This is a genomic window from Sphingomonas sp. UV9 (assembly GCF_004101245.1).
Taxonomy (GTDB): domain Bacteria; phylum Pseudomonadota; class Alphaproteobacteria; order Sphingomonadales; family Sphingomonadaceae; genus Sphingomonas.
This window is the reverse complement of the sequence record NZ_SCIN01000001.1, coordinates 683,740-696,906: the sequence shown is the minus strand read 5'-3', so window position 1 is coordinate 696,906 and position 13,167 is coordinate 683,740. Positions and strand designations below refer to the sequence as shown.

Here is a 13,167-nt window from a genome sequence, read left to right as displayed (position 1 = left end):
GCAAGCCCGTCACCAGGACTTGCTGACCACGAGGCGGACGTTGCGGCCGAAGATCGGTCGGCCGTAGATCGCGTCGGCGGTGCCCTGGCCGCTCAACTGGTCGGTGCGCGTGTTGCCTTCGGTCAGGCCCTTGGCGTTGAACAGATTGTCGCCGACGACCTGCATCTGCCACGTATCGTGCGTCAGCGTGATGCCAGCGCCGACGGTCTGGTAGGCGGGGAGCGCGGTGTTGTTGAAGAAGTCGACATAGCGTTTGCCGGTATATTCGTAGCGGCCGTAGAGCTGCACCGCGCTGCCGGCGACGTCGAAGTCGACCGAGGGGCGGATGTTGCCGTAGACCTTCGGTTCGCGGACGAGCTGGTTGCCCTCGACATCGCCGGCGCTGGCGCCGTTGGCGTTGACGAGGCTCTTATATTGCGGGTCGCTGATCGTCAGCGCGCCGGTGACCGCGAAGCCGTGCGGTAGCGCCAAGTTGCCGTCGATCTCGATGCCCTTGATCTCGGCCTTGCCGACGAACGGCACCGACTGGTCGTTGCGGCCGGTGACCGGGTCGAGCGCCACGAACGAGGCGTTGAGCGGATTGTAGCGCGTGTAGAAGCCGATCAGGTACAGATAGGACCTGCCGAACGCGGCCTTCAGGCCGACCTCGTACTGGTTCGCCTTCGACGTGATGATCGTCGGGTTGATCTGGTACGTCACCTGCGTCGATGGCGGCGTTTCGAGATGCGATGCGCGGGCATACGCACCGAGATGCTGCGTGACGTCGTAGTTGATGCCGCCCGTCCAGTTGGTGATGTTCGGGCTCAGCTTCGAATTGATGATCTGGCCGGTGAACGCGCGAACGGCATTGTCGGCGAGTGTCGTCGGATCGCCGAGATTGACCGCGGTCGTGGCGAACGCATAGCCGTCGAAGCTGTAGCGTTCGTGGCGCACGCCGCCATCGATCGTCAGGCCCTTGGTAAGTTCCCACGTATCGTTGGCGTAGAGCGCGTACATCTTGGCGTCGGTGTTGCCGCGGTTGAGCGTGGTCGTATAGCGCAGCACGCCGTTGTCGGTGACCGATCCGAGCGCCTGGCCGGCGGCGTTGTACGCGATCAGATCGAGCGTCCGCGGCTTGCCCTTCACCTCGAGCAGATAGTCCTGATACGCGACCTCGTTGGTCTCGCCGTACAGGCTGCCATAGACGCCGACGCGCAGATCGTGCGTGCCGAAGCCGGTCGCGATCGAGCGGGTGACGCTGAGATCGCCTTGCGTCGAATAATATTTCGAGACGACGTCGCGGAACTGGGCGGGGACGACCAGGCCGGAGGCGGTGCTGGGGTCGTAGACTTCGGCGCCGTTGGTGCCGGCGATCGCATAGCCGAGCCTTGTGACGCCCGCACCGAACGCGGTGCGCGCGTTATCGAGGTTGGTCGGGGTGCCGATCCCGTTGCTGGTGGCGTTGGCATAGGTGTTGGCATCGGACGGGTTGCTGGTCGAATACAGCGCGTTGAAATGCAGTTTGCCGACGCTGACGCCGCCCTTCGCCGCGACCTTCCAGCCGTCGTAATCCGCGTCGTATTGCACGCCGACATTGCCGAACTGGGTGTGACGCCCATTGCCGAGATCGGCGTCGACGTTCCGCGTGGTGCCGTCGGCCTCGCGGAAGCGGATGTTGGCATTGCGCAGTGCGGGCGAGTTCATCGTGCCGCTGAAGAAGTCGATATACTGGTTGAGCGACTTGCTCGGATCGCGCGGGTCGGCGGTCGGGATCGGCAGATAGAAGACGTTGTGGTCGTTCAGGTAATTGCCCGACACGCGCAGCGAACCGTTGCTGAAGTCGTGCTTGATATTGGCGCGGACCTGGCCGCCGCGATCGTTCGGAAAGCCGTTGTCGCGGTAACCGTCGTGGCGGCGGAGAAACCCACCGATCGCATAGTAGGTGGAGTCGTCGATCGGGCCGGCCTGGTATGCGTCGAGCCGGTAGAGGCCGGTATCGCCGAGCGTGACCTGAGCTTTGCCGCGGGTCGTGTCGGTGCCCGACACGGTGATGTTGTTGACGATCGCGGCGGCATAGCTGGCATAGACCGGTGCAGGACCGCCGCGGACGACCTCGACACGTTGCGTCATGAGGTCGAACCGGTTGATGCTGTCGCCGCGGAAGAAATTGCCGTCATTCTCGTGGAACATCGGCAGGCCGTCCTGCTGGAAGGTGACGAGCCCGCCGTCGCTCGGCAGGCCGCGCAGGCGGATGATGTTCTGAACCTCGCCGCCGGTATTCTCGACCGCGAAGCCGGGCAGCTTGCCGAGCAGATCGGCGAAGTTGATCGGCGCGAGCTTCTGGATGTCGGCGTTGCTGAGCGAGTTCACCGCGTAGGAGACGTCAAAGCGACGCTGCTGGCGGGCCGAGCCGGTCACGATGATGTCGCCGCCGGCGTCAGGTGCTGAAGTTTCAGGTGTGGCTGGTTGCGCGACGGGCGCGTCGTCGGCGGGCGGTGTCGCTGGCGCGGTCTGTGCCCAGGCCGGCGCGCACGCCATCATGCCGAGCGCGATCAGCGCACTGCCGCTGCGCAAGCGAGTCTTCGTCATCGGTTCGTTCCCACCCTTTTGTAATGACGCTGCCGCTGGACGCCCAATGTGACAATTTTAATTAATTCTATGAAATAAATTAATGGTGTAGCGGATTGTTGCGGGGACGTGCGGAGGTGTCACACATGAGGCTGAGACTGGACGACGACGAACGCCGGATCATGCAGGTCCTGCGATCGTCGGGGTCACGATCCCGCAAGCAATTGGCGGTCGATCTCGGCATGAGCGGATCGAAGCTCACGCGCCTGTCGAGCAATTTGTTGGCCCATGCCTTGATCGAGGAGTGCGCGACGGCGGACCCCGTAACGCCCGGTCGTCCGGCCGTCCCGCTACGGATATCGCCGCAGGCGGGCTATGCGGTCGGCGCCATGCTCCACCGCGGACTGATGGAGGTGGCGCTGGTCGATTACGCAGGCGGAGTGATCGCGCAGAGTTCGCAGCCGTTCGACGATCCGGACCCGCGTGTGTTCGCCGCGCGGGTGACGGAATCGATGCACAGCATGGCGATCGAGAACCGCCTGCTCGGACGGCGACTGCTGGGGGTCGGAATCGGCGTCCCCGGCTCGTCGCTATCACCTGAAGGCAATCGCCGCTGGACGGTCGACAGCCTTGGCGCATGGCGCGGGATCGATCTGAAGACGCTGTTCGAAGAGCATATCGGCCACCGGATCTGGATCGAGAACGACGCCAACACCGCCGCGCTGGCGGAATATTATGTCGGTGGGCTGATGCGGCGCTGCTCGACCGCGGTGGTGATCCTCCTCGGCCACGGGATCGGCGCGGGGATCATCGTCGAAGGACGCATCCTGCGCGGGGCTATGGCGAGTGCGGGCGAGATCGGCTGCCTTTACCCCAACGACCAACCCCGCCCCTCGACGCTCGACCTGTTGATCACGCTGCGCGCGGCTGGCTGCGAAATCCATTCGCTGGTCGATTTCGAGACGGTCGTCGCCGGCTACGAAGATGTCGTAGACGCCTGGGTCCGGCGCGCCGCCAGCCAGATCGCGCCGATCATCAACTGGGGGCTCGCGTGGATCGATCCGGGCGAATTCGTGATCTCCAGCCCTCTGCCGAACCGCATCCTGCGCGCGCTGGTCGAGCACATCGATTTCGGTGCGATGCACATCGGCGATCACGTCAGCGGCGTGCCGATCATCTCGGTCTCCACGCTGGAGGGCGCCGCCGCGACGATCGGTGCGGCGTTGCTGCCCATCCATGCGACGACGGTGGCGTAGAGGCTCGCATGACGGTGTCGGCCATCCGGTCAGGGCATCGAGACGAAGCGGTTACTTGGCAAAACATTTCTCCATGTACGCGATGCGGGCGGCACCGTCCGCGTGCGCGGCGTCGCGCGGAAACTGGCGAAACGATAGGTTCAGCCTGGTCAGTTCGACCCGCGACAGCCAGCCTTGGATCTTGCCCTGCTGGACCGCCCAGCAATCGGCAGCGGCCTCGCCGGGACCGAAGATCTGATGAGCGCACTCATGCGTGTACCAGAAGAGTTGCTGCGCGCGCGGCAAGTCCAGGACGCGCGGGTGCAGGTAGATCCGCCCGGTGATACGCAGCCGCAATATCGTTGATCGGTTGAATCATCGTATCGACGGGCCCGCACGTCGCCCGGTACCCTGCAAGAAGCAAAGCGCCCGGAACGATCAAGCGCGGCGCTGTGGCGGGATGAGGGACGAGCGCTAGCGACGACGCCGCGGCGCTCGCATAAAGACTTTTGAACATGACACTACGGCCCCGCAAACAGAGGACGCATGACTGCAAAATTCGGGTGGGTGGGGTAGGGAGTGTTTAGCTGAAGGACAGGAACAAGATCGCGGCCCAGATCAGGAGCGACAGCGGCAGCGCGAAGATGATGCCGCGGAGCACCGGATAGAGCGACCCGGCTGGATACGGCGATCTGGCCGACAGCCGGTCTCGACGTGCCTCGGCCTCAATGCGTTTGGCGGTCCCGACTGCGGCCGCATCCGTTACGTCGGTCAGGCCAGTCTGCAAAGCAGAGCATGTCGTGTCCGAGGGAGCGATTAATCCCGGTTGCATGATGGTTCTCCGCCGAAATCGGTCCAGGCACGTCATCCCTGGCTCTCCCCGGCAGCGGAGCATGGGATCCCTAACTCTTCGGCTTGGTGCGACCTTTTGCCACATCCAATGGGCGGGGTGGTGACGAAAACTCGCTCAACCGAGCTTAACCTGCGTTAGTCGTACTTGAGAAACGTAGGGTGATTTATAAGGATGCATCGATTAAAAATATAAACATAGGATAAGGATGCTGCTATTGGCCTAGTGAAGGGGCGGATGATCAGAGTTATGAAATCATGGCCGAATTTTTAGATACTGGCGCTTGGCCGACGGATAAGTCCGAGAATACGTCGCTAATATCGGCTCCATTGTCGGCGCTCGATCTGCGCGATGGTCATATGGAGGCCTTGGCCCGATCTGATTCCGCCGTCCGCGTTCGAGAGCGGATCGCGCATTATGCCGGTGCCGTCCGGATCCCGGCAAACGGCGTCGAACTCTATGTCGTCCGCAATTTTCTCACGTTTGGAGAATGCGCTGCGCTGATCCGGGCGATCGATACCGATCGCGTGCCGTCGCCGGTCGTCTCCGACGATCCCGTACCGTCGTATCGGACGAGCGAGACCTGCTATCTCTACCCAGGACCCGACGCCGTAACCGCCGTCGAGAGCAAGCTCGACGACCTGACCGGTCTCGACCGGGTCTTCGGCGAGGCGTTGCAGGGCCAGCGCTATGCGGTCGGACAGGAGTTCAAGCCGCACCATGATTTCTTCGATACCGGCCAGCATTACTGGCGAAACCAGGTGCCGATCGGCGGACAGCGGACCTGGTCGGCGATGACGTTCCTCAACGAGCCGACATTGGGCGGCCGGACGAACTTTCCGACTGCGGGCGTGATGATCGCACCGAAGGCCGGCAATCTCGTGATCTGGAACAACATGGACGCGTTGGGGCGACCAAACCCGGGATCGCTGCACCAGGGCATGCCGGTCGAGCAGGGCGTCAAATACGTGCTGACCAAATGGTATCGCGAGCGGCCCTGGTGCCAGTGACGTAGAGGCCGGGCGGGGCGCGGTTCTCAATATACTTGGCCAAGCGGCGCTGGCGGGGACGGGTAGCGATATCCCTGTTCCGTGTCCTCCTCCATCCGTCTGGCAAGCGCCAGCCACCTCCCCCTGGCGGGGGAGGAGTCAGTCCGGCACGGCGAACACGCTTCGCAACGGCTTCGTCTCCGGCAGAATGTAGACGATCCCTACGGTCCCGGTGAATAACGGCTTTACCACCCCGTCGTAAAACCCCGGCGGCACGTTCACGCAGCCATAGGAAATCCGGTTGTCGCTAGGCGTTGGTGAGGCGAGCCGGCCGGCGCGGTCGTCCACCCGGCGTCCCTTGATCACGCGGTGCATCGACAGCGCGGCGTCATAGTCGATCCACAGGATGTCCTGTTCGAAATCATGCCCGAGCGAGGCCTTGAACCGGCCCGCCGGGGTCGTGCGTTCGGCCGGCGTGATCGTCGCGAGCTTGCGCTGGCCGATGCCGGGTACGCTCGCATCGCCGCGCGCCATGCCGAGCAAGGCTGGCGCCGTGCCACGCAATCCACCGGTGGCGTCGAACGCAAAGACGACGGCGTTCACCTTGTCGATCACGATGAACGGCAAGCTCTGATTGTCATGCGATGCGGCAACCCAGTCCGCGGTGTCCCGCGCATCGTTCGAAACCGTCACGCCGCCGAACCGTCCGGCAGTGTCGGCTGGTGCTGGCCGCGCCAATCCCGGCGAGGGTGCCGCGAGCGCGACGAGTACCGCCGTGAGCGTGACGCACCACTGCCTTCTTACCCCGCGCCTTCTTACCCCGTCCCGGCCGATCACCTTAATGGCGCGCCTGCTTGCGCGGATAATCGGGGACCGCCGGGGCAGTCGGCGGGGTCGGCTGTACGAAGGGACGATCGGGTGTCGGCTGCACGCCCTGCGGCGTCACAGGGGTCTCGACGACGGGCCGTCCGGTTTCGGGCGTGCCGGGGGTCTCGACGATGACCGTGCCCGGGCGGATTGGCGGCGGGAACGCCACCCCGCCCTCGACGACCTCGATCGGCGGTGGCGACGGGACGCGAACCATCACGGGTGGAACGTCCAAGATCGGGCGTGCTGCGGTCGGCAAGTTTGGCACGGGTGTCGGCGTGATGACGACTGGCGGCGTGGGCGTAGGCGTAGGTGACGGAGCAGGCGCTGGCGCAGGAGCCGGAGCGGGTGCCGGAGCCGGAGCCGGAGCCGGAGCCGGAGCCGGTGCTGGAGCTGGCGCTGGCGCTGGCGCTGGTGCCGGGGCTGGAGCAGGCGCTGGAGCAGGCGCTGGCGCTGGTGCCGGAGCTGGTGCCGGTGCTGGAGCCGGTGCTGGAGCCGGAGCCGGAGCCGGTGCTGGAGCCGGTGCGGGCGCTGGAGCCGGAGCCGGTGCTGGAGCCGGTGCGGGCGCTGGAGCTGGAGCCGGAGCCGGAGCCGGTGCCGCTGTAATCGTCCCGGTCGTCCGGAATCCCGCTACGCAGCACGAACTCGCCAGCGCATACTGATCGGCGTTGGCGCCGGTCAGCGTATAGCCGCTGAAGCTGACGCCGATGCCCGTGCCTTCGCCGGTGCTGTCGAACGTCGCGGTCGCATCCGGGCCGGCGACCAGCGAAACGCCGGTCGGCGTGCCCGACGTGCCGTTGGTGTTGAAGCCGCTGAGCACCGCCGCGTTGGTGCCGTCCGCTACCTTCTGCGCGGTCGGAAACAGCAGCATCCGCTGGGTGATCGCCGCGCCTTCGGTCAGCACGAACTCGGTCGAGAAGTCGGTCGGCGTCGTGTACGAGACCGGGTTGTAGTTGATCGATACCGGCGCCGCGGTGACCGTCGTCGGCGGCGACAGCGCGGAGAACACGATCGTGCCGCCGTTGACGCCCGGCCCGGTGCCGTCCGCGCCGGCGATCAGCGTCAGCCCGACCGGCAGGCCGAGGCTCTGCGCGGGGATCGTCGTGCCGCGCGTCAGCGTGACCGCCGCATCGATCAGCACGTCGTGGCCGGCGCACAGCGCGATGTTTCCGTCGGTCGTCGTGATCGCGTGAAACACGTTCACGTTCTGCCCGGCGTTGAGCAGGATGCTGCCGTTGGTCGTGGTCAGGTCGGCGTTGACGTTCACGTCGCGGCCACAGCACGCGACGATGTTGCCATTGGTCGCGGTGATCGGCGCGTTGATGTTGACGTCGCGAAACGCGTTCATCGTCAGCGTCGTCGGTACGCCCGACGCGGTCCACGCGACCGCGTCGTTGACGAAGATGTCGCCATTGCCGGTCGTGGTGTCGCCCGCGGCGGGGATCGTGCTGATCGTGATGCTGGTCGTCACGAGCTGTGCCGACAGCGTCGCGCCCGAGATGTTGCCGCCCGCGCCGATCACGTAATCCTGCGGATCGATCAGCCACATGCCGGTCATGCCGCCCGGTGCGAAGGTCGAAACCTTGGCGCTGTCCGCCACGGTGACGGTAGCCGCCGACGTCTCGATGAAGCCGCCATTGCCGCCGACCGGTGCGCTGGCGTCGAGTCCGCCGCTGACCGTGACGGTGCCGGTCTTCATGTCGCCGAGCAGCAGGATGGTGCCGCCGCGGTTCTGCAGCGTGCGCGCCTCGACGATGCCGGTGTTGTTGACCGCGGTGTGGAGCAGCTCGCCCGCACCCTGCGCCGTCATCACCACCTTGCCGCCGTCCGCGCGGATCAGCCCGCCGTTGCGGACCAGCGCGCCGACCGCACCCTTGTCGACCGCGACGTTGAGCAACCCGTCGCCCGCCACGTCGAGCGTGATCGCCTCGCCGCCCGCCAGCACGACGGTGCCGAAGTTCGCCTTGATCGTGCCGCCATTGCCGACGTTCGCGCCGAGCAGCGCGACATAGCCGTTCTTCGCGGTGATCCGGCCGTCATTCTGGACCGATGCAGCGCTGTTGCCCGCGAAACTGGTCTTGCCCGCGAGGAAATCGGCATCGGAAATGTTCAGCGTCGAGGCGACCAGGCCACCGACGTTCACGTTCGCGGTCTGGCCGAACAGGATGCCGTTCGCGTTGACCAGGAACACCTTCCCGTTCGCCGACAGATTGCCGAGAATCACCGACGGGTCCGAACCGAGGACGCGGTTGAGCGCGACCGAACTGCTGGTCGGCTGGTCGAAGACGACGCTCTTGCCCTTGCCGATCGAGAAGGATTGCCAGTTGATCGCCGCGCGGTCGCTGGTCTGCGTCACGGTCAGCGACTTGGCGCCGGTCGCGATGCTCGCCTGACCCGCGACGACGTCCCCGCCGGTCGGCAGCGTCTGGGCATCAACCGGACGCGCCGCGATCGTGCCCGCCAGGCTGAACCCGATAAGCCACGCGAACCGCGCGAGTCCGGTCGTGCCGAACAGGCCGCCACGCCTCGTGCGCGTGACTGCCGGGGCGGGGCGGGTGATGTTTCTGATCGAGGAGGGGATGGGGGTCATTTGCGGTATCCTTGATGGCGGCGGACGGCCGCAAATTCGGAGCGTGCAGCGCGGTCAGGCAGCGCGTTCAGGCAGGGCGGTCATGCAGAGTGGTCAGAAGGTCTTCGAGAGCTGAAACCAGGCGCGGCCCGATTTGTCGGGGGCCGACGTCGCATCCTCGTCGCCGAGTTTGCGCGCATAGGTCGCCCTGGCGGCGATTCCGTACGGTCCCGCCCAGCTCAGCCCGGCGCCGTACGCGCTGCGCTTCGCGTGGTTGGAGCCGGTGAAATACGGGTGCTTGACGTAATCGACCTCGCCGACGTCGACGAACCCGAACAGCTGGAGCGCACCCGGCACGACCTGGGGCAGGGCCAGCCGCGCCTCGGCGGTGGCGACATAGCCCTGGTCGCCATACGCCTCGCCCTCGGGATAGGCGCGGACGGCATAGGCGCCGCCCAGTTCCATCCGCTCGGAGATGTCGAGATTGCTGAACGCGATCTGCCCGCGGGCGGAGGCGAACAGCGACAGCGGGCCGGCGATTGTCTGCAACCGCGCGAAGCTGAACTGCAGCTTCCCGTAGCTGCCGTCGGTGCGTGCGGTCAGCGCGTCGATGGACCGCTCATACGCGCCGCGGATGTCGAGATTGCCGACCGAATAGCTCAGCGAATACGCGCTCCAGCCGCCGCCGAGCAGCGTGTCGTGCTGGTCGCCGCTGAGCCCCGCGGTGATCACCTGCGCGCGGCGATAGCTGGTGGTGTCGACGATGCCGATCTTGTCCTCGAACCACTTCACGTCGCCGCCGACGGTCACGTACAGATTATTGTCGCGTGAGCGGATCAGCGGATAGCTGGCATAGACGCTGGCGACGTCGGCATTGCCGCTGCCGTCGAGGCTGTCGAATTCCTTGCCGAGCGAATATTCGAGATGCGCGAAGGCGACGCCCAGCGTGACCTGGCCGATCGGTGCCTGGTACGACGCGCGACCATAAGCGAGCCCCGAGAAAGACGTGAGCGCGCGCAGGCTCAGCACGTCGCCCGAGCCGGTCGGGTTGTTCCAGTTGACCGAACCGCCGACGCGGTAGGCGCCGGTGTAGCGGTTGCCGGCATTGTCGGCCTCGACGCTGCCGGTGATGCTCTGGCCGGGGGTGATGTCGACCAGCAGGTCCGACGTGCCGACCGCGGTGCCGGGGCTGAGCGTCGATCGCACCCGCACGCCGGGCAGGTCCGACAGCATCAGCAGGCGACGCTCGAGCGGCGCGACAGCGACCGGATCGCCGACGTCCAGCCCATCGAGGATGCCGTTCGCGACACTGTCGGACAGTCGTGACTCGTTCTTCACGCCGACCGCGCCGAAGCGCCCTTCGATCACCGCGATCGTGACAGCGCCGCTCTGCACGTCCTGCTCGGGGAGGTAGGCGTTCGCGACGAAATATCCGCGGCTCGCGTAATAGTCGGTGATCCGCGCCGCGAGCGTCTTCATCTCGGACAGATCGAGTTCGCTGTTGGGGACGAACCCGGTCGCGGCGATCAGGTCGGCCTCGGGAAACAGCGTCGCGCCCGTCACGCGTAGGGACCGGACGAGCGTCTTCGGGCCACCGGTGGCGGGAACGACGACGGGCGTCTTGCGCTCGAAGCCGAGATCAGGCGCGGGCTGGTCGTTGAGCGGTGCGGGCGGGATCTGCTGAAGCTGACCGCCGGCACCGATCGGGACCTGCGCCTCCGCTTGAGTCGAAACCAACAGGGCAGCCGGGCTCACAGCCGCAAGCGCGGCGGCCCAAAGGGTCGACTTGTACATGAACACCTCGAAAGTCACCGCGGAGGAAGACACGGTTCTCCCATCCGCAGCAGCGGGAGCCGTTTGAAATGGGGAAAGCGCCGAAAAAAGGATAAAGCCTTCGACACCGCAGAGGACGATCCCCGTCACCATCGAACTTAGGGGCAAGCGTAGAATGGCTAGAGTGTCGCCGGCCGCGGGGGCTCGCGGTGTGTGGCTTACACTAGGATCGGCTTAACCTATGTATGTCAAAGAAAACAGTAATTCAAGGCAAATCTATGATAACATTGTCTTAACCTTACAATTGCCACGGATTTGAAATTTTCTGCGGCACAGCGTCGTGGCTAAACAAAGCTTAAAACGCTCCGACGAGTAAGAATCGGCGTAGATCTTCGACGCTTCGGCTCGTTCTTCTGTCTGAAGAAGGAGTGTCGAGTGGAGGGCGCCATGGGACGCGCGACGTGGGGTAGTAGCGGCTTCCATCGATCGGGCGGAACCGGGCCGAGGCAAGGTCGCGGCGATCATGAGGACTCCGAGCGACATTCGTGTTTGTCCAAATCCATGATACCGCGCGGCAATGAGTAACGAATGAGCGATATCCTCACCCGGAAATTACGCCGTTGGGCAAAGTTCGACGACCAGGACCGTGCCGCGCTCGATCGCCTGACGCTGGTGCCGCGTCCCGTCGTCCGCGGCCAGCACCTGATCCGCGAGGGCGACGACCCGACGCATGTCTTCCTGATCCTCGAAGGCTGGGCGCAACGCTACAAGATCCTGCCCGACGGCAAGCGACAGATCGTCGCGTTCCTGATGCCGGGGGATCTGTGCGACACGCACGTGTTCATTCTCGAGAAGATGGACCACAGCATCTCGATGATGTCGGAGGGGCAGGTCGTTTCGATCCCGGCGAACGACATGCTGGCGATCATCGAGAACCATCCCCGGATCGCGCAGGCGCTGTGGTGGTGTACGCTGGTCGACGAGGGGATCCTGCGCGAATGGCTGGTGAATATCGGCGCGCGCGAGGCCTATAGCCGGATCGCGCACCTGTTCTGCGAGCTCTACATCCGCGCCGGCGCGGTCGCGCGGGAGGGGAATGGCGATTTCTTCATGCCGCTGACCCAGACCGATGTCGGCGAGGCGCTCGGACTGACTTCGGTACACGTTAACCGCACGATCAGGGCGCTCAAGCGGAGCGGGCTCGTCGATGCCGCCAAGAACCGCCTGCTGATGCTCGATTTCGAGGGACTGAAGGACGCCGCCCGGTTCGACAGCGCGTATCTCCACGCGCGACTGGTACCGCTGGGCGGCTAGGCTCGCGAGGGCGCGCGTGCAGCCAAGGCTCCCGCGTGCAGACAGGCACTGGTAATCGGCCGATCCTGCGCGACAAGCGGTTGGCGCGCCCGGAGGGGTTCGAACCCCCGACCGAGGAGGTAGAAGCTCCTTGCTCTATCCAGCTGAGCTACGGGCGCGCGCTGCGGCGACGACTAGCGCGGATTGTGCGGGCTTGGAACCTCGATCATAATGCGCGGATGGAAATCGGAACGTCCAATGGGACTGAGCGCGAGCGGGGGCTCGAACCGGTAACCGCGCGTGCGGTAAGCGGCGGGCAGTTTCGCTATTACGACTTCGTGATGGCGGCGTTCGTCACGATCCTGCTGCTGTCGAACGTGATCGGGGCGGGCAAGCGGGCGGTGATCGACCTGCCGTGGATCGGCGCATGGCCGTTCGGTGCGGGAATCCTGTTCTTCCCGGTCAGCTATGTGATCGGCGACGTCCTGACCGAGGTGTACGGCTACGCGCGGGCGCGGCGCTGCATCTGGGCGGGGTTCGGCGCGATGCTGTTCATGGTGTTCATGTCGGCGGTCGTCGTCGCGCTGCCGCCCGACAAGGGGTGGACCGGACAGGCGGCATATGAGTCGGTTTTCGGGCAGGTGCCTCGCATCGTGCTCGCCTCGATCTGCGCGTTCTGGGTGGGCGAGTTCGCCAACAGCTTCGTGCTCGCGTGGATGAAGATCTGGACGCGAGGGCGGATGTTGTGGACGCGGACGATCGGCAGCACGATCGTGGGGCAGGCGTTCGACAGCCTGATCTTCTATCCTCTCGCGTTCTACGGTGCGCCGGACTGGCCGGTCGAGGCGATGCTGATGGTGATGATCAGCCAGTTTCTGCTGAAAGTGTCGTGGGAGGTGTTGCTGACGCCGCTGACCTATCTGGTGGTGGGGTGGCTCAAGCGGCGCGAGGGTGTCGATGTGTATGACGAGGGGACGGACTTCTCGCCGTTTCGGACGCGGGTTTGAGAGTCCGCTCCGTAAAGCCATTCCCTTCCCGTCATGC

General features: G+C 65.2%; 10 protein-coding genes and 1 tRNA gene. 4 read left to right on the top strand and 7 right to left on the bottom strand.

Features of this window, described 5'->3' with window-relative positions:
* Nucleotides 1-9: 9 nt before the first annotated feature.
* Nucleotides 10-2,568 carry a TonB-dependent receptor gene (locus EQZ23_RS02920; protein ID WP_128452950.1) on the bottom strand — a complete coding sequence of 853 codons (2,559 nt, stop codon included), beginning with the start codon at nucleotides 2,566-2,568 and terminating at the stop codon, nucleotides 10-12.
* A gap of 125 nt (nucleotides 2,569-2,693) precedes the next feature.
* Between EQZ23_RS02920 and EQZ23_RS02915 the strand changes: the two genes are divergently transcribed.
* Complete coding sequence (locus EQZ23_RS02915; RefSeq protein ID WP_128452949.1) at nucleotides 2,694-3,803, top strand: ROK family protein; 1,110 nt, start codon at nucleotides 2,694-2,696, stop codon at nucleotides 3,801-3,803.
* 51 nt (nucleotides 3,804-3,854) lie between these two features.
* Here EQZ23_RS02915 and EQZ23_RS02910 read toward each other — a convergent pair whose 3' ends face one another.
* On the bottom strand, nucleotides 3,855-4,139 hold the full coding sequence (locus EQZ23_RS02910; RefSeq protein ID WP_128452948.1) for a hypothetical protein: 285 nt from the start codon (nucleotides 4,137-4,139) through the stop codon (nucleotides 3,855-3,857).
* Nucleotides 4,140-4,365: 226 nt separating this feature from the next.
* On the bottom strand, nucleotides 4,366-4,569 hold the full coding sequence (locus tag EQZ23_RS02905; protein WP_128452947.1) for a hypothetical protein: 204 nt from the start codon (nucleotides 4,567-4,569) through the stop codon (nucleotides 4,366-4,368).
* Between the two features lie 320 nt (nucleotides 4,570-4,889).
* Between EQZ23_RS02905 and EQZ23_RS02900 the strand changes: the two genes are divergently transcribed.
* On the top strand, nucleotides 4,890-5,642 hold the full coding sequence (locus tag EQZ23_RS02900; RefSeq protein WP_128452946.1) for a 2OG-Fe(II) oxygenase: 753 nt from the start codon (nucleotides 4,890-4,892) through the stop codon (nucleotides 5,640-5,642).
* 138 nt (nucleotides 5,643-5,780) lie between these two features.
* On the opposite strand, the gene EQZ23_RS02895 is transcribed toward EQZ23_RS02900, so the two are convergent.
* The 3 genes from EQZ23_RS02895 to EQZ23_RS02885 form a co-directional block, all read right to left on the bottom strand.
* A complete protein-coding gene (locus EQZ23_RS02895; RefSeq protein ID WP_240663150.1) occupies nucleotides 5,781-6,314 on the bottom strand; it encodes a L,D-transpeptidase in 534 nt (177 codons plus the stop codon).
* A 145-nt stretch (nucleotides 6,315-6,459) separates the two neighbouring features.
* Nucleotides 6,460-9,078: a filamentous hemagglutinin N-terminal domain-containing protein gene (locus EQZ23_RS02890; protein WP_128452944.1), complete on the bottom strand. Its 2,619-nt coding sequence runs from the start codon at nucleotides 9,076-9,078 to the stop codon at nucleotides 6,460-6,462.
* 93 nt (nucleotides 9,079-9,171) lie between these two features.
* Nucleotides 9,172-10,851, bottom strand: coding sequence for a ShlB/FhaC/HecB family hemolysin secretion/activation protein (locus EQZ23_RS02885; RefSeq protein ID WP_128452943.1), 1,680 nt, complete (start codon nucleotides 10,849-10,851; stop codon nucleotides 9,172-9,174).
* Nucleotides 10,852-11,418: 567 nt separating this feature from the next.
* Here EQZ23_RS02885 and EQZ23_RS02880 point away from each other — a divergent pair.
* Nucleotides 11,419-12,144: a Crp/Fnr family transcriptional regulator gene (locus EQZ23_RS02880; protein ID WP_128452942.1), complete on the top strand. Its 726-nt coding sequence runs from the start codon at nucleotides 11,419-11,421 to the stop codon at nucleotides 12,142-12,144.
* A gap of 81 nt (nucleotides 12,145-12,225) precedes the next feature.
* Here EQZ23_RS02880 and EQZ23_RS02875 read toward each other — a convergent pair.
* Nucleotides 12,226-12,302, bottom strand: a tRNA-Arg gene (locus EQZ23_RS02875).
* A 60-nt stretch (nucleotides 12,303-12,362) separates the two neighbouring features.
* On the opposite strand from EQZ23_RS02875, the gene EQZ23_RS02870 reads away from it, so the two are divergent.
* Nucleotides 12,363-13,130, top strand: a complete 768-nt coding sequence (locus EQZ23_RS02870) for a queuosine precursor transporter (RefSeq protein ID WP_128452941.1) — start codon at nucleotides 12,363-12,365, stop codon at nucleotides 13,128-13,130.
* The last annotated feature ends 37 nt before the right edge of the window (nucleotides 13,131-13,167 follow it).